This is a genomic window from Alteraurantiacibacter palmitatis, assembly GCF_037154115.1.
Classification (GTDB): domain Bacteria; phylum Pseudomonadota; class Alphaproteobacteria; order Sphingomonadales; family Sphingomonadaceae; genus Alteraurantiacibacter; species Alteraurantiacibacter palmitatis.
Genome location: NZ_JBANRO010000001.1, coordinates 119,252 through 137,560 on the forward strand (window position 1 = coordinate 119,252; position 18,309 = coordinate 137,560).

An 18,309-nucleotide genomic window follows, 5' to 3' on the forward strand; every position below is an offset into this window, starting at 1 on the left:
ATGCTGCGCGCGCTTCTTCGCAACGATACCGCGGCCACGCTCACCGAATTTGCGCTGCTGGCGCCGGTGTTCTTCGTGTTCCTGTTCGGCACGATCGAGGGAAGCCGCCTGTTGTGGATGCAGCAGACGCTGGAAACCGTTGCCTATTCCACCGCCCGCTGCGCCTCGGTCAGCGCCACCTGCGGGGCGGTGCAGGGGGCCAAGCAGTTTGCCGTGGCCCGCGCCGCCGGTTACGGGGTGACGATTACGGCCGCCGATGTGACGGTGCAGAATAATGTGACCTGCCGCGGCTTTCCCGCGTCGAACCGCACCAGCATTACCATTCCGATGAATTCGGTGATGGCATCGCTTGTGCCGGTATTCCCCGAAAGCATCACTGCCGAAAGCTGCTATCCGGTGCTGACCCCGCCCGCGTGATTTGCGCGATTACGCCCCGCTCTGAACAGGCGAGGCGATCAGCAGGCGCGCACCCTCGCGCACATCCACATCCTCCAGCCGTTGCGCCAGCGCACATTGGCCGGGCTGCACCGAGGCACCCGCCACGCTGACCATCCCCGCCAGCGGAATGACGAGCAGTTTGCCCTTGTGCCGGTCGGCAATCCCTGCGGCGGGCTGCCCTTCCATCAGGTCAAGCCGGAAATGCGGCCCGTCCACCAGCGCGGCGCTGCCGTTGCGCGGAACGCGGCGACGCAAGGCCGGATCGTGCCGCGTCCCATGCGCCACCGCGATGCCTGCATCCAGATGCAATTCGCGCGGACGCCCGTAATCGAACAGGCGATAGGTGATATCCGAGTTTTGCTGAATCTCGACAATGCCAACCCCGGCACCGATCGCATGGACGGTGCCAGCGGGAATGTAGAAAAAGTCGCCGGGCGCGACATCATGCCAGGTCAGCAAGTGCTCGATCGATCCGTCAAGCGCAGCGGCACGCATGGCCTCGGCATCAAGCGGGGCATCAAAACCCACGCCCAGTTGCGCACCGGGCTGCGCGTCGATCACCAGCCAGCATTCCTCTTTGCCCTGCCGCCCCAGCCCGGCCGCCTCGGCCTGATCGTCATCGGGGTGAACCTGGACCGAGAGCTTTTCGGAGGTGAAAATGTACTTCACCAGCAATTCCGGAAGATCAGACGGCGGCTGAAACCAGATTTCGCCGATGCGCTGGCCCGCCGGACTGGTGAACGGCGCGGGCAAGAGGTCGCGTCCCCAGGGCTTCTCGACCGTGATGGTGGGCAGCGTCATCGCGGGATCCTGACAGTGTCGCGTGGGATGGCAACCGGAGAGGGCCGCCCGTCCTGCGCAGTCATAGCGGATGCGAGGAGCAAACCCAAGGTTTCCCGCGCAAAATATGCAGAAAGGCCCGGCTGCGCCATGCAGGCAGCCGGGCCTTCCCATCCGCCGGTGGCGCGCACGCGATTCGCGCCATCGGCCCGCAAGCCTGTTGTCAGAACCTTTTGGTCACCCCCAGCCGCACCTGGCGCGGTTCCACGATCCGGCTGTTGATGCCTGCGACCCCCTCAGCCGGTTCGCCGGGAAAGCGCGTTTCGTAGAAATAGGTGATGTCGCGGTCCTTGCTGTCCAGCGCGTTGAGCAGTTCGGCATGGAACTCAAACCCGCCCAGCCGGCGCGGCGTCCAGGCCGCGCGCAGGTTGAGCAAGACGGTCGGATCGGAGCGCACCGAATTGTCCTCGATCAGCGCCGCCGGGCCGAGGTAACGCAGCCGCGCGGCGGCGTTGAATTCGCGGAAGATGGCCGACACGCCCAGCTCGCCCGCGCTGTCGAGCGCGCCGGGGAGGTAATTCTCGCCATCGGGCAGGCCGACAAAGCGCGCCCGGCTGCCGGTCCACACGGCATCGACCGCCAGCCAGTTGTTCGGCTTCCAGAAGGCGGTCAGCTCGTATCCGCGCCGTTTGCTGGGGTCGTTCGGCTCCACCGCACCTGCATCACCGACATAGATCAGCTCGCTTTCGATGCTGCTCCACCAATAGACCGCAGTGAAGATCAGCCCGCCGCGCTCGAACCGCAGGCCTGCTTCCTGAAAATCGCCTTCGACAAGGCCGGGGGCGGGCGTGTCGGGATTGGTCACGCCGCGCGCATCGTTGGAATGGAAGCCCTCGCCGTAATTGGCGTAGAGCGCGATGCCATCGGCAATCTCGACATTCGCGCCGATCTTCAGGCCCAGCGCGTTGTCCGACACCTTGCCATCCCAGCTGTCGGCGCCTTCCAGCGCGCGGGTCGTGAAGCCGTACCAGTCGCTGCGCACGCCGCCTATCAGCATCAGCCGTTCGACCGGCTGCCAGATCATTTCCGCATAGGTGCCCAGCGATTCCTCATCTGCGGAGAACGCGCCCACGGTGAATTCCTTCACCCCGTCAATCGTCTCGTCGAGGCCCACGCGGGCGATATCGTCATACCGCCCCTCGGCCCCCACGCGCAGCGACAGCGTGTCGGAAAGGCGCGCGGTATGTTCGATTCGCCCGCCATAGGTCCACAGATCGCTATACTGGCGCACCTGGTCGCCGTTCACCGGATCATCAAGGAAGAAGGTGAAGTTCGACAGCAATTCCCAGTCGTAGCGCTGGACATAGCCGGTGATGCGCCAACTGTCGGACTGGTAGTTGGAGGTAAGGATATAGCGGCGGGTGAAGCCGTTCTGCGTGCCATCGAGCGTGCAGTAGGAATCCTCACACAGCGGGGTGCCGATCACGCGTTCAGGGATCTGTTCGGTGGGGTTCCAGCTGGCATCGAACAGGTTCAGCGAAATCTGGAAATCACCCTTGCCCAGCGGCGCGGAATATTTGAGGAGGCCCGAATAGGCCTCGAAATCCTCGGGCAGTTCCCAGGGCCCGTCATTCAGCTTTACCTGTCCGACGGCCAGCAAATCGCCCGTGCCCAGCGATACCGATCCGCCCGCCGCCAGCCGGCGATAGCCATAGGCGCCCACCTGCAAGGTGGCGAAGGGGGCGAGCTGGTCATGCGTGGTGATGAAGCTGGAGCCGACAAAGCTGAAATCGCCGGTGTCGGCGCGGTAGGGCCCCTTGCGGTAGTCCACCCGGCGCACCGTTTCGGGGATCAGGCCGTTGACATCAAGATAGCCCTGCCCATGCCCGTGCGTGCGGAAATTGAGCGGCATATCATCGACATAGACCGAGTAATCGGTGCCGTGATCAAGGTTGTAGCCGCGCAGGAAGAACTGGTTGGCCTTGCCCCCGCCCGAATGCTGGGTGGCGATCAGGCCGGGGGTCGATTCGAGGATCTCGCCGGGTCGCAGCAGCGGCCGCACTTCCAGATCGGCCCCGGCCAGACCGCCCTCGCTGGCGGCGACGGCCTGTCCGATGCGTTTTTCGCCTCGGCCATAGACATAGATCACATCGCCGGTCACCTCGTCGCGCACAATGCCGATATTGTTGGCTTCATCTTGCTGTTCGTCCCGCCCGGTCTCCTGCGCCATGACGGAGTGGAGAGGCACGGCGCAGGAGAGGGCGGCCGCACCGGCCAGAAGCACGATGCGGAGGGAGAGTGACGAGGGATGCGGAAAGGCAAGGCTTGACAAGATTGTGTCCTGACTGATCTGCTTGGTGTTGCGAACGAATTGCAGGATGCGGTTAGGGCCGACAGGTAATTTACGGTAATCGGCCCGTTACAAGGGCGTTACACGGGCGCATCTGGAAGGATCGGGACAGGCGGGTGAGCACGACAGGCAGCGACACAGACGGAGCCGATCCCTTCTGGCGGGAAGTCGAGCGGCTGCGCGCGGCGGGCGTGGTGGGACACAGCGGCCGTCTGCGCGAAGTGTTCGATTACCTTGCCCAGCGCGGGCCCGATGCCGGTTCCGCCACGCAGGCCGAAATTGCGCAGGACGTTTTCCGGCAGGCCGAACCCGACGCCGAGGATGCCACCGTGCGCGTTTATATCCACCGCCTGCGCAAGAAGCTGGAGGATCATTACCGCACCCATCCCCCGCAGCCGGGCGCGCCGATGCTGGAGATCCCTTCGGGCATATACGCGCTGCAACTGGCCGGGGCAGAGCAGGAGCAGAGCGGGGCAGAACAGGTTTCAACGCACTTCGCCGCGCCTTCAGGAAGCGCAGGCAGCCGCGCCCTTCCGCGCTCTTGGCTGGCCTTTGCCGCGCTTGCCCTTCTTGCTGCATTTCTGGGCGGTCTGCTGCTCAGCCGCGCTTCTGCGCCAGTCCCCAATGCCTTGTGGCAACCCCTGATCGAATCCGACCGGCCCGTGCTGCTGGTGCTGGGCGACTATTATCTGTTCGGCGAGATTGACCCGGTGCGCCCCGAAGAAGGTCGCCTGATCCGCGATTTCCGCGTCAATTCGGCGGAAGATTTGCTGCGGATGCAGGAAGCCGATCCCGCGCGCTTCGGCATGGCGGAGGATGTGGGCCTCAATTACCTGCCCTTCCAGACCGCCTTCGCGCTGGAACAGGTGGCGCCGCTTCTGGCAGCTTCGCAAAAGGACGTGCGCGTGATCGCGGCAAGCGAACTGACATCGTCCATGCTGTCCAGCCACGATGTCGTCTATATTGGGCTGTTGTCAGGCATGGGGTTGCTGGAGGAAATTGCCTTTGCCGGCAGCACCTTGCGCATTGGCGACAGTTACGATGAAATCGTGGACCGCGAGACCGGACAGATCTGGACCAGCGACGAGGCGCGGCGGCTCGCCTCGCCGGCCTTCTACCGCGATTACGCCTATGTCGCGCGGCTGCGCGCGCCGGGCGGGGCGCTGGTGATGGTGGTGGCGAGCGAGCGTATCACCGGCCTTCGCGGCGTGGGCGCGATCGTTGCCGCGCAGGACATCGGGCGCGAACTTTCCGGGCCTGCCGCCGCGCCCGCCTTCGAGGCCCTGTTCCAGGTGACCGGGCAGCAGGGGGCCGACCTTTCGGACCGGTTGATCCTCGCCCGTGCGCGGCAATAATCGCCGCCGAAATCCGCCACGGCGGCTTAGGCCGTCACCCCGGCCTTTCGTTAGCTTGCCATTCACCCGGGCGATCCTACATTGGGCGTCTGAAAGGACATTCCTGAAATGAGCGACAACCGCGAACCCGACAACACCCCCAACCCCTGGATGAAGAGCCTGATGGTATGGGGCGGCATCTTTGCCGGCCTTTTGCTGCTGGTCTCGGTGTTCGGCAATTCGGGCGCGCCGGCGGGAACGCAGATCACCTATTCCGATTTCCGCGCCAAAGTTGCCGAAGGCACCGTGGACCGGGTGGAGATCGGGCCGGACAAGATCGTCGGCAATTTCGGCAATGGCGAACCGTTCACAACGGTTCCGGTGGGCAACGATCCCTCGCTCACCACGCTTCTCGATGAAAACGGCGTCGAATATTCGGGCGCCGCGGCGCAGGAAGGCAATGTCCTTCTCTATATCCTGATCCAGACGCTGCCATTCCTGCTGATCCTCGCGGTCGCCTTCTTCGCGCTGAAGCAGGTGCAGAAGGGCGGCGGTGGCGGTGCGATGGGCTTTGGCAAGTCCAAGGCCAAGCTGCTGACCGAAAAGCAGGGACGCGTGACCTTTGACGATGTCGCCGGCATTGATGAAGCGCGCGAGGAATTGCAGGAGATCGTCGAATTCCTGCGCGATCCGCAGCGATTCTCCAAGCTGGGCGGGCAAATCCCCAAGGGCGCGCTGCTGGTGGGTAGCCCCGGCACCGGCAAGACGCTGCTGGCCCGCGCCATTGCGGGCGAGGCGCGCGTGCCGTTCTTCACCATTTCGGGTTCGGACTTTGTCGAAATGTTCGTGGGCGTGGGCGCCAGCCGCGTGCGCGATATGTTCGAACAGGCCAAGAAGAACGCGCCCTGCATTGTCTTTATCGACGAAATCGACGCGGTGGGCCGCCACCGTGGCCACGGCCTTGGCAATTCGAATGACGAACGCGAGCAGACCCTCAACCAGCTGCTGGTTGAAATGGACGGGTTCGAGGCGAACGAAGGCATCATCATCATCGCTGCCACCAACCGCCCCGATGTGCTCGATCCGGCCCTGCTGCGCCCCGGCCGTTTTGACCGGCAGGTGGTGGTGCCCGTGCCCGATGTGGACGGGCGCGAGAAGATTCTGGCAGTGCACATGAAGAAGGTGCCGCTGGCCCCCGATGTGAACCCGCGCGTCATCGCGCGCGGCACGCCGGGCTTTTCCGGTGCGGACCTTGCCAATCTGGTGAACGAGGCCGCCCTGCTGGCAGCCCGCCGCAACAAGCGTCTGGTCGCCATGCAGGAGTTCGAGGACGCCAAGGACAAGGTGATGATGGGGGCCGAGCGCAAGTCCATGGTGATGACCGAGGACGAAAAGCGGATGACCGCCTATCACGAAGCCGGCCATGCCCTCGTTTCGGTGAACGAGCCGGCCTCCGACCCCATTCACAAGGCGACGATCATCCCGCGCGGCCGCGCGCTGGGCATGGTGATGCGCCTGCCGGAGCGGGATAACTATTCCTACCACCGCGACAAGATGCACGCCAATCTGGCGGTGAGCATGGGCGGGCGCGTAGCCGAGGAGATCATCTTCGGGCACGACAAGGTGTCCTCAGGCGCCTCCTCCGACATTCAGTATGCCACCAATCTGGCGCGCAACATGGTCACCCGCTGGGGTATGTCGGATGCGCTGGGCCCGCTGCTGTATGAAGAAGCGCAGGAAGGCTATCTGGGCTATGGCGGCAGCCAGCGCACCATGCATTCGGCGGAAACCAACAAGCTGATCGACGCCGAAATCCGCAAGCTGGTGGAAGGGGCCCATGCCCGCGCCACCGAGGTGCTGAAAGCGCAGGAAGACAAGCTGCATCTGCTGGCCAATGCGCTGCTCGAATACGAGACGCTGACCGGGGACGAGATCAACCAGCTGCTTGAGCATGGCAAGCTCGACCGGCCCAGCGAACCCAAGGGGCCGGCGGTGATCCAGCCGGTTCACGGCAGCGCCATCCCCAAGGCAGGCAAGCGTTTTGGCGGAGGCGAAGCTCCGGCCGGGGCGTAAAGGGCCACAGCCAGCTTCAGAAGGGAAGGCGGGCGGGGGCACACTGGTGTTTCCCGCCCGTTTCCTGTTGCACGATCACTCCGCCAGCTTGCGCTCGATCGCGGTCCACAACTGGCCGAAGGCGCGCGCGGCCGGGCTGGCGGGGGCAAAATCGCCCACGGCGCGTTGCAGCACGGCGCCCTGTTCCACCACGCTGGCCTGCGGGATGGCGGGCCATGTCGGGTTCGCCTCGCGCGCTTGCCGGTGCAGGTTTCGCCGAAGGTCGAGCATGGACAGCACGGGCAGGATCGGCGGCTGCACCTTGGCCTGCGTGCGGATCTCATGCGCCACCATATCCAGCGCGCGGGCAGAGAGCGGCGATGGCGGCAGCGGAACAATCACGACATCCGCCGCGCGCACGACCTGCGCGCTCACTTCGCTGAGCACAGGCGGGCAATCGAGAATGATGCGGTCATACCGCTTGGACAGCGCCTCGGTCAGCTTGGCCAGCCGCCGCTTCTTGCCGATGCGCGCCAGGACGCTGTCCAATTGCCGCAGGCTTTCATCGGCGGGCAACAGGTCAAGCCGGTTGACCCCCGAAGGGCGGATAAGGCGGGCCGGATCGGCATCGCGGTCGAAGATGGATTGCGCTTCCCGCCCGGCGCGCGGCTCCACGCCGAAGAGGAAGCCTGCGCCTCCTGCCGCGTCCAGATCCCACAGCAATGTGCGCCGCCGCGACACGGCTGCCGAAAACCACGCCAGATTGGCCGCGATGGTGGTTTTCCCCACCCCGCCTTTCACGCTGTAGACCGCGATCACTGCCATTGCCGTTTTCCTTGTCGTGACTGGGCCGCGTTGGGACGTCCAGACTGCCCGCGCAGGCTGGCAAGGGCAAGAACGAGCTTTACCGGCCCGTTTGCGCACACACGAAAAGGGCCGCGCCAGTGCGGCACGGCCCCTTCGAAAGTCGGATTGGCAAGTGATCAGCCGTCGTAATCGCCGCCCAGCGAACTGGTGCGCGCCGGCGCTGCCGCCGACAGGCGCATCGCCTCGGCCGACTGGCTGAGCGAGCCGATTTCGTCCGCCTCATCCTCTTCATCGGGCAGGAAGTTCTGCATCGACTGGATCAGCGATTCGCGCAGATCCTTGGGGCGGATCGTCTGTTCAGCGATTTCGCGCAGGGCCACCACGGGGTTCTTGTCGCGGTCGCGGTCAACGGTGAGTTCCGCACCGCCCGAAATTTCGCGCGCACGCTGGGCAGCCAGCAGGACGAGATCGAAACGGTTGGGAACCTTGTCGACACAATCTTCGACGGTAACGCGCGCCATGGGGGCACTCCAATTCTGAGTCAGCTTTTCGCAGGAAAGCGCGGCAGATAAGTGAGGCCGCTTTCCACGTCAAGGTTTTCCCCTTCGGCCCACCTGCTATGGACAATGTGATGGAAGAGATACAGCCAGCCAGCGGGCCGTTCCGCGACCCTTCGCCGTTCACGGTGGAGGCGGCAGGGCACAGCATCGGCTTCTATGCGGGCGGGCCAGACCGGCTGGCGCGGCTGTTGCGCCTGGTGGACGAGGCGCAGGATAGCTTGCGAATCGTCTTTTACATCTACGAGCCCGACGAATCCGGCACGCGCCTGCGCGATGCGCTGGTGGCGGCGGCGCGGCGCGGCGTGGCGGTGACGCTGATCCTCGACGGGTTCGGGGCCAGTGCCGATGCTGCCTTCTTCGCCCCGCTGACCGAGGCCGGGGGGCGTTATGTCTGTTTTCAGGCGCGCTGGTCGCGCCGCTACCTGATCCGCAACCACCAGAAAATCGTGCTGGTGGACGGACGCATCGCCATGCTGGGCGGGTTCAATATTGCCGACAGCTATTTCGCATTGCCCGAAGGCGACGCCTGGTCGGACCTTGCCTTCACCGTCGAAGGGCCGGTGGTGGCGCGCATCGCCGACTGGTTCAGCGAACTGGAAAGCTGGAGCGAGGCGGAGAAAGGCCAGTTCCGCGCCATCCGCCGATCGGTGCGTGAATGGGATGCCGGGCGCGGGCCGGTGCGCCTGCTGGTGGGCGGGCCGACACGTGGCCTGTCCAGCTGGGCGCGGGTGGTCAGCGAAGACCTGATCTATGGCAAGCAGCTCACCATGATCATGGCCTATTTCTCCCCCCCGCGCCGCCTGCTGCGCCGCATCCGCCGCATTGCGCAAACCGGCGATGTCGCGCTGCTATTCCCCGCGCGCTCGGACAATGCCGCCACTGTCGGGGCCAGCCGCCTGCTGTATCGCAAGCTGATCCGCGCAGGCGCGCGCATAACGGAATTTACGCCGTGCAAGCTGCATTCCAAACTGATCGTTCTGGATGATGCGGTTTATCTGGGCAGCGCCAATCTCGATATGCGCAGCCTCTATCTCAATCTGGAAATCGTGTTGCGGATTGACGATGCGGCGCTGGCAAAGCGGATGCGCGCATTCGCGGCCCATTACATCAAGGCTGGGCAGGAGATTACGGCCCAGGTCCACCGCGCGCAGGGCGGCTGGTTCACCCGGCTGCGCTGGCTGGCAAGCTGGCTGCTGGTGGCGGTGATCGATTATTCGGTGACGCGAAAGCTCAATCTGGGGCTGGCCCCCAAAGGCGGCGATCAGCCGTAATCGTCCGCGCCGTAGTCGCCTTCGGCAAGGTCGGAGAAGCGGGTGATCTTGGCTTCGAACTTCAGCCGCACGCGCCCGGTGGAACCGTGGCGCTGTTTCGCCACGATCAGTTCGGCCAGACCGAAGATCTGGTCCATCTTGGCGCGCCATTCATTATATTTGGCCTCGTCGCTCGCATCCGGCTCGCGGTTGCCGAGGTAATAATCCTCGCGGTAGATGAACCAGACCATGTCGGCATCCTGCTCGATCGAGCCGGATTCGCGCAGGTCGGACAGCATGGGGCGCTTGTCGTCGCGCTGTTCGACCGCGCGGGACAGCTGCGAGAGCGCGATCACCGGCACGTTCAGTTCCTTGGCCAGCGTTTTCAGGCCGCGGCTGATTTCCGAGATTTCGTTGACGCGGTTGTCCTGGCTGCGCTGCGAGCCTTGCAGCAATTGCAGATAGTCCACCACGATCAGGCCGATATCGTGCCGCCGTTTCAGCCGCCGCGCGCGGGTGCGCAGGGCGGAGATGGAGAGCGCTGCCGAATCGTCAATGAACAACGGCAGATCGTTCAGCCGCTGGCTGGCGCGCGAAAGTTCGAGGAAATCCTCGCGGCTGATCTTGCCCATGCGCAAGGCTTCGGAGGGGATGCCCGATTGTTCGGCCAGGATGCGCGTGGCGAGCTGGTCCTTGCTCATTTCCAGGCTGAACACCGCCACGCCCGCGCCGGTGGATTTGGCGATCCCGTCCTCGCGGTCGCGCTTGAGCCGGGCGGCGCAGTTATAGGCGATATTCATGGCGAGCGAGGATTTGCCCATGCCGGGGCGGCCCGCCAGGATGATGAGATCCGAATCGTGCAGCCCGCCGCATTTGGCATTGATCGAATCAAAGCCGGTGGTCTTGCCCGCCACATGGCCGCCCGAATTGATCGCGGCTTCGATCAGGCCCAGCGCCTGCCGGCTGGCGACGCCAAAGGCTTCCGCCTCGTTCCCGCCCGATGCGCCTTCGGCCACGCGATACAGCGCCGCCTCGGCCTGTTCGATCTGGCGCATCGGTTCCACCTCGTCCGAGGTGTCGAGCGCATTTTCCACCAGTTCGCGCCCCACGCTGACCAGTTCGCGCAGCAGCGCCAGATCATAGATTTGCTGCGCCAGTTCGCGCGCGGCCAGCAGGCCCTGCCCATCGGCCGTAAGCCGGGCGAGATAAGCGGTGCCGCCCAGCTGCTTCAGCGCCTCGTCTGTCTCGAAATAGGGTTTGAGCGTGACCGGGGTGACCACCATCTGCCGGTCCACCAGCGCCAGCACGCGGTCGAAAATGCGCGCGTGGACGGGGGCGAAGAAGTGATCGGGGCGCAGGGCCACGCTCAGTTCCTCCAGCACGCGGTTGTCGATCAGCACCGCGCCCAGAAAGGCGGCCTCTGCCTCCAGATTGGCGGGGAGCGCGCGCCCCGTGGGTTGCGCATCATTGCCAGTGTCGGCCGCGTGCGGGCGGATCAGCAGATCTTCATCGGTCATGTTTTACTGATGCGCCTGCTGCCCGCGCATCGCAAGGTGCCAGCAGGCATCGGGCGCGCGCTGCCCCTGTGGATAGCGGGGATGAGCGAACGCATGACAGGTGCATTTCGCGTTTGCAGCAAGGCAGGCGGTCTGCGAAAAGTTCGGGGCCATGACCGCCCCTTCACCCAACCGCATTGCTGCCATCACGCTGGACGAGGCGACGATCCTTGTCCGCAGCGATCTGGTGGAGAGTGAACGCGAAGTGGCGCTGCGCGATCTGGTGGAGGCCAATGCCTTTGCCCCCTTGCGCGCCCTTTCGCGCGGGCATCAGGGGCCGTGGCGCCTGCATCTGTCGGTGATCGATGGCAAGCTGGCGCTGGGCATCAGCGATGGCGCGGGCGCGGATGCGGGCACGATCGGGCTGGGCCTTGCCCGGCTGAAGCGGGTGATCCGCGAATATTTCGCCATCTGCGATTCGTATTACAAGGCGCTGCGCAAGGCGACTGCGAGCGAGATCGAGACGCTCGACATGGCGCGCCGGGCGATTCACGACCGGGGCACGCGGCAATTGCTCGAAATCCTTGAAGACAAGGTCGAAACCGATTTCGATACGGCAAGACGCCTGTTTACCTTGATCTGCGTGCTGCATATCAGGGCGTGATTGCGGGCGGGTGGGCGCGCGGGCGGGAAGGGCGCAGGTCTTACAAGAGATATGGGCAGGAAAAGGGTATTCCCCTGGCGCTGGCGCCTTGCCGCCATGGTGCTGCTGGTTCTGGCCGGCGGCGGCATCTGGCTGTGGTGGCAGGCGCAGCACTGGACGCCTTCGCGCAATGACTTTCCCACGCAGGGCGTGCTGGTGGGCGCAGGTGATGGGCCGGTGGATTTTGCCTCGCTGGCGGCGGTGGGCGCCAATTTCGCCTATATCGAGGCGAGCCGCGGAGCCGAGGCACGCGATGCAATGCTGTCGGCCAATCTGCGCAGCCTGATGGCGGGCGCATTGCCGTTTGGGGTGGTGCACCATTACGACCCCTGCGTTCCGGCCGAGCGGCAGGCCGCCAATTTCGTGACCGTGGTGCCGCGCGATGGCCGAATGCTGCCGCCGGCCATCGCGCTCGACAAGCCCGCGCGCAGTTGCGACGATCCGGCCGTGGAAGCCGGGGTGGAAAGCGAGCTGACGACATTCCTCAACCAGGTTGAGGCGCATACCGGCCAGCGCGCCGTGCTGATGCTGTCCGAAGGGTTTCAGCAGGCGCATCCGATTGCCAGCCAGATCGAACGTAATCTGTGGCTGGAGCGTGCTTTCCTGCCGCCCGATTATGCGGGGCGGCCCTTCACGCTGTGGACGGCCAATCCGCGCCTGTGGACCGAAGCGAGCGCGGGGCCGCTGCGCTGGGTGGTGGTGCAGCCATGAGGGAAGATTACGCCGATCTTGTGCAGCAGGCGCAGCGCGCGGCGGAAACGGCCCATGCGCCCTATTCGCGCTTTCGCGTGGGCGCGGCGCTGCTGTTTGCCGATGGCGCGGTGGTGACCGGCGCGAATGTGGAGAACGCCAGCTATGGCCTGTCGCTGTGTGCCGAAACGGTCGCGGTGGCACGCGCGCTGAGCGAGGGGCGGCGCGGCGGGCTTGTCGCCGTGGCGGTGACCTCGCCTGATGCCGATACGATCAGCCCGTGCGGCCGCTGCCGGCAGGTGCTGAACGAACTGGCTGCGCTCGACCGCGCCGATCCGCTGGTGATCGGCGCTGGCGAAGGTGGCACGCGGCAATGGCGGCTGTCGCACCTGCTGCCCGATGCCTTCGGGCCGGATGCGCTTTCCGGAAAAGAGGGCGAGGGCTAGGCCCGCTCCTCCAGCCATTCAAGCAGCGCGCCCAGACAATCGCGGCCCAGCGCCTCGCACCTCTCCGGGCTCCATCCCTGTTCGGGATCAGGCAGCGGGGCGTGATCCTTGAACGGCATTTCCAGCGTCATTGCCACGGCACCGAAGCGCTCAGCGAGCTGGTTGGTGCTCATCGTCAGGTTCGCCTTGCCCGGCGCGGCTGTGGGATAGCCGAGCTTTGTCTGAAAATCGGGGGTGCGCCTCTCCAGGATGGCGCGGTAGCGGGCGTAGGCTGCGCCCTGCGCGTCAGTCCATGAAGGAATGCCTTCGAACCCGGCGAGGAAATTGGCGGCAATCGCCTCATCCCCGTGGACATCCATGGCGAAATCCACCCCGGTCGCGTCCATCGCCTCGCGGATCGCCAGCACTTCGGGTGAACGTTCCGCGCTGGGGCTGGCCCATTCGCGGTTGAGGTTTACCCCGGCGGCATTGGTGCGCAGATTGCCGCGCACCGACCCATCGGGGTTGCAATTGGGCACAATGTGAAAGCGGCAGAGCTGGCGCAGGCGGCGCGCCACCGGATCAGAGGCATTGCAGAGCATATCGAGCGCGCCCTGCATCCACCATTCGGCCATGCTTTCACCCGGATGCTGCCGGGCATAGAGCCAGACCTGCGTCTGGCCTTCGCCCATTTCGAGGCAATCGATCGTCCGCCCGTCAAGCGACAGGCCCAGCACGCGGTGGCTGACGCCTTCGCACAGTGCCGCTTCGGCCACCAGATCCTGATGCATCTCCCACGAAAAGGGCGCGAAATAGGCAAACCACGCCAGATCGCCCGCCGGTTGATAGCGGATGGTCAGCGTGCCGCCGTCCTCCGCTTTGTCGTATGAGGTGTCGGCGCGGCCCCAAAGGCTGCGGTCTTCGGATACGCAGGCGCGGTAACCGGGCCAGCCTTCGGGATAGGCGGACGCGGCAAGCCCGGTGATCTTCAGTTCCAGCATTCGCCCGGCGCAATTGCTGACCCGGAAATGGAACCACTGGAAAAAGTCGCTGTTGCTGTCGCGCCGGATGGAAAGGCGCGCGGCGGTGCCGGAAATGTCCTGCACCGCGATATTGCCCGAATCGAAAGCGGCGTTGATGGCGATGTCACTCACTGCACGGTCACCGTTTCGCCCGAATTGCCGGGAAATCCGGTGAACAGCGCGTCGATCGCGCGTGCGGCGGCAGCGGCGGGGTCGGCCAGCGGGCTGTTGGCGGTGGCGGTAAAACTGGCGCGGCCTTCCCACAGGTTTGCTCCGCCCGCAGCGGGGCGGATGGCAACAGAAACCAGCGTGCTCACCTCGTCCGGCTTGGGGCCGGACAGGTCGATCCCCACGCCAAGCCCCACGCCCGAGCCATACGAGCCGGTGCTCGCCCCGCCACCCACGCTGACCGGGCCGCGCCGTTGCAAAGGCTGCGCGACATTCTGGCTGAGCGAGAGGATCGCCACCTGCGTGCCGCCCTGCGCCACCACGCGGTAGCCCAATTGCTCCAGCTCGGCGGCAAGCTGGGTGCGGAACAGGCCAAATTCGAGCGATTGCGGATCGAACCCGGATGCCGGTTCAATGCTGATCGTGCCGCGGCCAAGTTCGGCCGGCGCCGTGCCGACAAAGCGCGTGACTTCCACCGGGGAGGCCCAGGGGCGGGCGGCACAGGCGCTGAGCGCCAGGGCGGCAATTGCGGCAATGCCGATGCGGATAAGGGCGGCGGTGTTTGCGTGTCTCACGGGTTAATCCTTGCTTTGCATCTTGTTGATAGTGCTCTGCCCCATGAGCACGAACCTTCCTGTCCTCGTCACCGGCGGGGCCGGCTATATCGGCAGCCACGCGGTGCTGGCGCTGCGCGACCGCGGCACGCCTGTCGCGGTAATCGATAACCTCTCCACCGGGTTCCGCTTCGCCATACCGCAAGGCGTTGCGTTCTACCAAGGGGACATTGCGGATGCCGATCTGCTGGCGCGCATTTTTGCCGAACAGAAAATCGGCGCGGTGATGCATTTTGCAGGATCCATCATCGTGCCCGAATCGGTAGAGAACCCGCTGAAATATTACCACAACAACACGGCCAAGAGCCGCGTGCTGATCGAGGCGGTGGTGAAGGCAGGCGTGCGCCACATGATCTTTTCCAGCACGGCGGCGACTTACGGGATTCCCGCCACCTCGCCGGTGCATGAAGATGTGCCCAAACAGCCGATCAACCCCTATGGCTGGTCCAAGCTGATGACCGAACAGATGCTGGCCGATACCGCCGCCGCGCACGCCTTCAATTACTGCGCGCTGCGCTACTTCAACGTGGCGGGCGCGGACCCTGCGGGGCGCAGCGGACAATCCACGGCCGGGGCCACGCATCTGATCAAGGTGGCGGTCGAGGCCGCGCTGGGGAAGCGTGACGGCGTGGCGGTGTTCGGAACCGATTACGCCACGCCCGATGGCACGGGGGTGCGCGATTACATCCATGTCAGCGATCTGGCCGCCGCACACGTGCTGGCGCTCGATGCGCTGCTGGAGCAGCCCGAGCGTTCGCTGACAATGAACTGCGGCTATGGCCGGGGGTTCTCGGTGCTCGAAGTGCTCGACGCGGTGGACCGGGTGACGGGCGGAAAGCTCACGCGCTCCATGCAGCCGCGCCGCGCGGGCGATCCCGATTCGCTGGTGTCCGACCCCTCGCGCATCAAGGCCACGCTGCCGTGGGTGCCGCGCTTTGCCGATCTGGATGTGATCGTGGCCCATGCCCTTGCATGGGAGGAGAAGCTGGGCGATCTGCGTGCCCGAGACCGGGAGCAGCAGCGCGACGCGGCGTGAGCGAAGCGCCGCCTTTGCTCGCTTGACTTTCGAAGGGTGCTTGCGTAACCGGGCGCCCAGATATCCGGCATCGGAAGCTTCTTCCGGTGCCGCTTGTTTTTCAGGAACTGAACCCATGAAGATCGTCAACAGCCTCAAGTCGCTCAAGGATCGTCACCGCGACAACCGCCTGATCCGTCGCCGCGGCCGGGTCTATGTGATCAACAAGACCAACCGCCGCTTCAAGGCCCGCCAGGGCTGATCTGGCGATGACAGGCCTGCGAATCCATCGCGGGGCCGGTCTTTCGAAAAGCCCCCGCCACCACGGGGGCTTTTTCCATGCCTGAACTGCGCCCGGTCGCTGTGGTGTGGGATGTGGGCCGCGTCCTCTATCACTGGGATCTGCGGCACCTGTTTGCCAAGCTGATTCCCGATCCGGCAGAGCTGGAATGGTTCGTGACCCATGTGGTGACGGAAGAATGGCATTTCCAAAGCGATGCGGGCCGCCCGCTGGCGGAAATGGTGCCGGAATTGAAGGGCCGCTTTCCCGAACACGCCGCGCTGATCGACGCCTACGCCACCCGTTTCGTCGAAACGCTTCCCTATGCGGTGGACGGCACACACGCGCTGGTCGAGCAACTGGCGGCGCGCGGCGTGCCGCAATTCGCGCTGTCCAATTTCGGCGCCGAGTTCTGGGCGATGTTCCGCCCCACGGCACGCGTGTTCGACCATTTCGCGCAGCTCGTCATTTCGGGTGAGGAGAAATGCGCCAAGCCCGATCCGGGCATCTATGCCGTGCTGGAGCAGCGCTGCGGTATTGACCCGGCGACGCTGCTGTTCGTGGATGACCGGGTGGACAATATTGCCGCCGCCCGCGCGCGCGGTTGGCACGGCCATGTTTTTACCCATGCCGACCCGCTTGAGGCGGAATTGCGCGCCCACGGCCTGCTGGGCTGAAAGGCGACAAGAAAAGGCCCCGGCGAGTGTGTCGCCAGGGCCAGGGAATCCGCCGTGATGGGGTGGCGGATGGAGAGAGCGGGATAGCGGTCACCCGTTGCAGCGCGCCAGATCGGCTTCGGCCAGCGGTGCGCCTTCTGCTTCGAAACGCACGATCTGGCCCATCTTGCGGTTCACCTCGCGGCAGGCGCGCAGCGCGCGGGTGCCGTTGACCGGCGCGGTGCAGCGCGTGCCCTCGCAACGCCAGACAAGCCCGCCGGCCACCACATTTGCCGATGCGGCCGGGCTGGCCAGTTCGGCCACATAGATGCGCGCGGGCGCCTGCGCTGCAATTGAAGCCGGTGCCAGCGCCGCGCCAATGGCCAGCGCCGAAAATGCCGCGATACGGGGGAGGGGGGACATGGGGGACTCTCCTGTCAAGTTGCGTTGAAAAACTGGTTTCGAATGGCTACTTAATTTGACAGGTTTTGAAACGCAACTGGAAATGCGAATATTTTTGGCATTGCCGCAGATGGCTGTAGGAAGGCGAGAGCAAGTGGGACGGATGCATGGGTGAACTGCGCGAAGAGTTGCGGGATATCAGCGATTGCGGCCTGCCGCAGGCGCTGGAAGTCATGGGCGAACGCTGGTCGTTCCTGATCCTGCGCGCCGCCTTCAACGGCTTCATCCATTTCGAGGAGTTTTCCAGCGAACTGGGCATTGCCCGCAATATCCTGTCCAACCGCCTGTCGCGGCTGGTCGAGCACGGCGTGCTGAGCCGGGAGCCCTGCGCCGCGGACAAGCGCAAGATCGAATACCGCCTGACCGAAAAGGGCATAGACCTGCTGCCCGCCATGCTGGCGCTGCGCCAATGGGGCGAGAAGCACCGCAACATTGCATCCGATCTTGTATTGGTGGATGCCCAGAACGGCCAACCGGTGGCCCCCATCGCCATCCGTGCCGCGGACGGGCGCGAACTGGGATGGCACGATCTGGCCTGGGCGCGGCGCGAGGATGTGGGCAAGGCACGGGGCGGCTGCTGTTAAACGCAGCCGCGTGCGAGCCGCTTACGCCCAGGCCATATGCTCGATCAGGATTTTCGCGCCCAGCCCTACCAGCACCACACCGCCCGCACCCTCTGCCAGATGGCCGAAGCGGCCGCCAATGCGCGACGCGAACCAGTAGGCAGGCACACAGACCGCTGCGGTCACGCAAGCAATCACCGCGCAGGACAGCCACACCGGCAGGCCGAACAGATCCAGCGTCAGCCCGGCAGCGGCAGCGTCGATACTGGTCGCAAAGGCGGCGACAAGCAGAACAACCAGATGGTTGCGCCGCTCCGCTCCGCCGTCCGAGAACGCCCCGTTCTCGTCCCCTTCCTCGTCCCCGTCCTCGCGGAAAGCGGCAAACAGCATCCGCACCCCCAGAAAGGTGAGCAGGGCAAAGGCGATCCAGTGATCGACCGCCGCGATATAGGCCATGAACAGCGCGCCCAGCGCCCATCCGGCAAGCGGCATGATCCCCTGCGCCGCGCCAAAGGCGAGACCCGTTTCCAGCGCGCGCACGAGATTGTGCGGCCCGGCCGCTCCGCGCGCGATCGAAACGGCAAAGGCATCGGCGGACAGCGCCAGCGCAAGAAGGAACAGCGGCAACATGGGCGCGGCCCTTA

At 65.1% G+C, this 18,309-nt stretch carries 20 protein-coding genes; 11 read left to right on the top strand and 9 right to left on the bottom strand.

Annotated features, from left to right (window positions below):
- Nucleotides 1-417, top strand: a complete 417-nt coding sequence (locus tag WFP44_RS00390) for a TadE/TadG family type IV pilus assembly protein (RefSeq protein WP_336924356.1) — start codon at nucleotides 1-3, stop codon at nucleotides 415-417.
- Between the two features lie 9 nt (nucleotides 418-426).
- On the opposite strand, the gene WFP44_RS00395 is transcribed toward WFP44_RS00390, so the two are convergent.
- Together WFP44_RS00395 and WFP44_RS00400 are read right to left on the bottom strand one after the other, a co-directional pair.
- On the bottom strand, nucleotides 427-1,239 hold the full coding sequence (locus tag WFP44_RS00395) for a class I mannose-6-phosphate isomerase (protein ID WP_336924357.1): 813 nt from the start codon (nucleotides 1,237-1,239) through the stop codon (nucleotides 427-429).
- 202 nt (nucleotides 1,240-1,441) lie between these two features.
- On the bottom strand, nucleotides 1,442-3,502 hold the full coding sequence (locus WFP44_RS00400; protein WP_336924358.1) for a TonB-dependent receptor: 2,061 nt from the start codon (nucleotides 3,500-3,502) through the stop codon (nucleotides 1,442-1,444).
- A gap of 182 nt (nucleotides 3,503-3,684) precedes the next feature.
- On the opposite strand from WFP44_RS00400, the gene WFP44_RS00405 reads away from it, so the two are divergent.
- Both WFP44_RS00405 and ftsH read left to right on the top strand, forming a co-directional pair.
- Complete coding sequence (locus WFP44_RS00405) at nucleotides 3,685-4,923, top strand: helix-turn-helix domain-containing protein (protein WP_336924359.1); 1,239 nt, start codon at nucleotides 3,685-3,687, stop codon at nucleotides 4,921-4,923.
- A 108-nt stretch (nucleotides 4,924-5,031) separates the two neighbouring features.
- Complete coding sequence (ftsH, locus tag WFP44_RS00410; protein ID WP_336924360.1) at nucleotides 5,032-6,975, top strand: ATP-dependent zinc metalloprotease FtsH; 1,944 nt, start codon at nucleotides 5,032-5,034, stop codon at nucleotides 6,973-6,975.
- Nucleotides 6,976-7,050: 75 nt separating this feature from the next.
- Here ftsH and WFP44_RS00415 read toward each other — a convergent pair whose 3' ends face one another.
- Nucleotides 7,051-7,779 (bottom strand): ParA family protein, encoded by a 729-nt coding sequence (locus WFP44_RS00415; RefSeq protein ID WP_336924361.1) that lies wholly within the window; start codon nucleotides 7,777-7,779, stop codon nucleotides 7,051-7,053.
- Nucleotides 7,780-7,937: 158 nt separating this feature from the next.
- On the bottom strand, nucleotides 7,938-8,282 hold the full coding sequence (rpoZ, locus tag WFP44_RS00420; RefSeq protein WP_336924362.1) for a DNA-directed RNA polymerase subunit omega: 345 nt from the start codon (nucleotides 8,280-8,282) through the stop codon (nucleotides 7,938-7,940).
- Between the two features lie 98 nt (nucleotides 8,283-8,380).
- On the opposite strand from rpoZ, the gene WFP44_RS00425 reads away from it, so the two are divergent.
- Nucleotides 8,381-9,592, top strand: coding sequence for a phospholipase D-like domain-containing protein (locus tag WFP44_RS00425; RefSeq protein WP_336924363.1), 1,212 nt, complete (start codon nucleotides 8,381-8,383; stop codon nucleotides 9,590-9,592).
- Here the strand turns inward: WFP44_RS00425 and WFP44_RS00430 are convergent.
- The gene (locus tag WFP44_RS00430; RefSeq protein WP_336924364.1) at nucleotides 9,583-11,088 is read right to left on the bottom strand and encodes a replicative DNA helicase; all 1,506 of its coding nucleotides are present in this window, start codon (nucleotides 11,086-11,088) and stop codon (nucleotides 9,583-9,585) included. The genes WFP44_RS00425 and WFP44_RS00430 overlap by 10 nt on opposite strands.
- Nucleotides 11,089-11,239: 151 nt before the next feature.
- Here WFP44_RS00430 and WFP44_RS00435 point away from each other — a divergent pair, with 151 nt between their 5' ends.
- From WFP44_RS00435 to WFP44_RS00445, 3 genes are read left to right on the top strand one after another with little or no spacing between them, the layout of a single operon-like run.
- Entirely contained in the window at nucleotides 11,240-11,731 is a 492-nt protein-coding gene (locus WFP44_RS00435; RefSeq protein WP_336924365.1) for a UPF0262 family protein, read from the top strand.
- 51 nt (nucleotides 11,732-11,782) lie between these two features.
- Nucleotides 11,783-12,481, top strand: coding sequence for a glycoside hydrolase family 25 protein (locus WFP44_RS00440; protein ID WP_336924366.1), 699 nt, complete (start codon nucleotides 11,783-11,785; stop codon nucleotides 12,479-12,481).
- On the top strand, nucleotides 12,478-12,906 hold the full coding sequence (locus WFP44_RS00445; protein ID WP_336924367.1) for a cytidine deaminase: 429 nt from the start codon (nucleotides 12,478-12,480) through the stop codon (nucleotides 12,904-12,906). Before WFP44_RS00440 ends, WFP44_RS00445 begins: the two co-directional genes overlap by 4 nt.
- Here WFP44_RS00445 and WFP44_RS00450 read toward each other — a convergent pair.
- Both WFP44_RS00450 and WFP44_RS00455 read right to left on the bottom strand, forming a co-directional pair.
- Complete coding sequence (locus WFP44_RS00450; RefSeq protein ID WP_336924368.1) at nucleotides 12,903-14,039, bottom strand: M14 family metallopeptidase; 1,137 nt, start codon at nucleotides 14,037-14,039, stop codon at nucleotides 12,903-12,905. The genes WFP44_RS00445 and WFP44_RS00450 overlap by 4 nt on opposite strands.
- A complete protein-coding gene (locus tag WFP44_RS00455; protein WP_336924369.1) occupies nucleotides 14,036-14,650 on the bottom strand; it encodes a hypothetical protein in 615 nt (204 codons plus the stop codon). The genes WFP44_RS00450 and WFP44_RS00455 overlap by 4 nt, the downstream gene beginning before the upstream one ends.
- Nucleotides 14,651-14,693: 43 nt before the next feature.
- Between WFP44_RS00455 and galE the strand changes: the two genes are divergently transcribed.
- From galE to WFP44_RS00470, 3 genes are all read left to right on the top strand, one after another.
- On the top strand, nucleotides 14,694-15,725 hold the full coding sequence (gene galE, locus WFP44_RS00460; protein ID WP_336924370.1) for a UDP-glucose 4-epimerase GalE: 1,032 nt from the start codon (nucleotides 14,694-14,696) through the stop codon (nucleotides 15,723-15,725).
- A 115-nt stretch (nucleotides 15,726-15,840) separates the two neighbouring features.
- Nucleotides 15,841-15,966, top strand: coding sequence for a type B 50S ribosomal protein L36 (gene ykgO, locus WFP44_RS00465; protein ID WP_336917792.1), 126 nt, complete (start codon nucleotides 15,841-15,843; stop codon nucleotides 15,964-15,966).
- Between the two features lie 77 nt (nucleotides 15,967-16,043).
- Nucleotides 16,044-16,661, top strand: a complete 618-nt coding sequence (locus WFP44_RS00470; protein WP_336924371.1) for an HAD family hydrolase — start codon at nucleotides 16,044-16,046, stop codon at nucleotides 16,659-16,661.
- 90 nt (nucleotides 16,662-16,751) lie between these two features.
- Here WFP44_RS00470 and WFP44_RS00475 read toward each other — a convergent pair whose 3' ends face one another.
- Nucleotides 16,752-17,063 carry a DUF8200 family protein gene (locus tag WFP44_RS00475; protein WP_336924372.1) on the bottom strand — a complete coding sequence of 104 codons (312 nt, stop codon included), beginning with the start codon at nucleotides 17,061-17,063 and terminating at the stop codon, nucleotides 16,752-16,754.
- Between the two features lie 146 nt (nucleotides 17,064-17,209).
- On the opposite strand from WFP44_RS00475, the gene WFP44_RS00480 reads away from it, so the two are divergent.
- The gene (locus tag WFP44_RS00480) at nucleotides 17,210-17,686 is read left to right on the top strand and encodes a winged helix-turn-helix transcriptional regulator (RefSeq protein ID WP_336924373.1); all 477 of its coding nucleotides are present in this window, start codon (nucleotides 17,210-17,212) and stop codon (nucleotides 17,684-17,686) included.
- A 21-nt stretch (nucleotides 17,687-17,707) separates the two neighbouring features.
- Here WFP44_RS00480 and WFP44_RS00485 read toward each other — a convergent pair whose 3' ends face one another.
- Entirely contained in the window at nucleotides 17,708-18,295 is a 588-nt protein-coding gene (locus WFP44_RS00485; RefSeq protein WP_336924374.1) for a manganese efflux pump MntP, read from the bottom strand.
- Between the last annotated feature and the right edge of the window lie 14 nt (nucleotides 18,296-18,309).

What these genes read in the sequence shown, in the direction of transcription:
- WFP44_RS00390 (WP_336924356.1), top strand. Translation starts at nt 1, where the DNA reads ATGCTGCGCGCGCTTCTTCGCAACGATACCGCGGCCACGCTCACCGAA.
- WFP44_RS00395 (WP_336924357.1), bottom strand. Translation starts at nt 1,239, where the DNA reads ATGACGCTGCCCACCATCACGGTCGAGAAGCCCTGGGGACGCGACCTC.
- ftsH (WP_336924360.1), top strand. Translation starts at nt 5,032, where the DNA reads ATGAGCGACAACCGCGAACCCGACAACACCCCCAACCCCTGGATGAAG.
- WFP44_RS00415 (WP_336924361.1), bottom strand. Translation starts at nt 7,779, where the DNA reads ATGGCAGTGATCGCGGTCTACAGCGTGAAAGGCGGGGTGGGGAAAACC.
- rpoZ (WP_336924362.1), bottom strand. Translation starts at nt 8,282, where the DNA reads ATGGCGCGCGTTACCGTCGAAGATTGTGTCGACAAGGTTCCCAACCGT.
- WFP44_RS00425 (WP_336924363.1), top strand. Translation starts at nt 8,381, where the DNA reads ATGGACAATGTGATGGAAGAGATACAGCCAGCCAGCGGGCCGTTCCGC.
- WFP44_RS00430 (WP_336924364.1), bottom strand. Translation starts at nt 11,088, where the DNA reads ATGACCGATGAAGATCTGCTGATCCGCCCGCACGCGGCCGACACTGGC.
- WFP44_RS00435 (WP_336924365.1), top strand. Translation starts at nt 11,240, where the DNA reads ATGACCGCCCCTTCACCCAACCGCATTGCTGCCATCACGCTGGACGAG.
- WFP44_RS00440 (WP_336924366.1), top strand. Translation starts at nt 11,783, where the DNA reads ATGGGCAGGAAAAGGGTATTCCCCTGGCGCTGGCGCCTTGCCGCCATG.
- WFP44_RS00445 (WP_336924367.1), top strand. Translation starts at nt 12,478, where the DNA reads ATGAGGGAAGATTACGCCGATCTTGTGCAGCAGGCGCAGCGCGCGGCG.
- galE (WP_336924370.1), top strand. Translation starts at nt 14,694, where the DNA reads ATGAGCACGAACCTTCCTGTCCTCGTCACCGGCGGGGCCGGCTATATC.
- ykgO (WP_336917792.1), top strand. Translation starts at nt 15,841, where the DNA reads ATGAAGATCGTCAACAGCCTCAAGTCGCTCAAGGATCGTCACCGCGAC.
- WFP44_RS00470 (WP_336924371.1), top strand. Translation starts at nt 16,044, where the DNA reads ATGCCTGAACTGCGCCCGGTCGCTGTGGTGTGGGATGTGGGCCGCGTC.
- WFP44_RS00475 (WP_336924372.1), bottom strand. Translation starts at nt 17,063, where the DNA reads ATGTCCCCCCTCCCCCGTATCGCGGCATTTTCGGCGCTGGCCATTGGC.
- WFP44_RS00480 (WP_336924373.1), top strand. Translation starts at nt 17,210, where the DNA reads ATGGGTGAACTGCGCGAAGAGTTGCGGGATATCAGCGATTGCGGCCTG.
- WFP44_RS00485 (WP_336924374.1), bottom strand. Translation starts at nt 18,295, where the DNA reads ATGTTGCCGCTGTTCCTTCTTGCGCTGGCGCTGTCCGCCGATGCCTTT.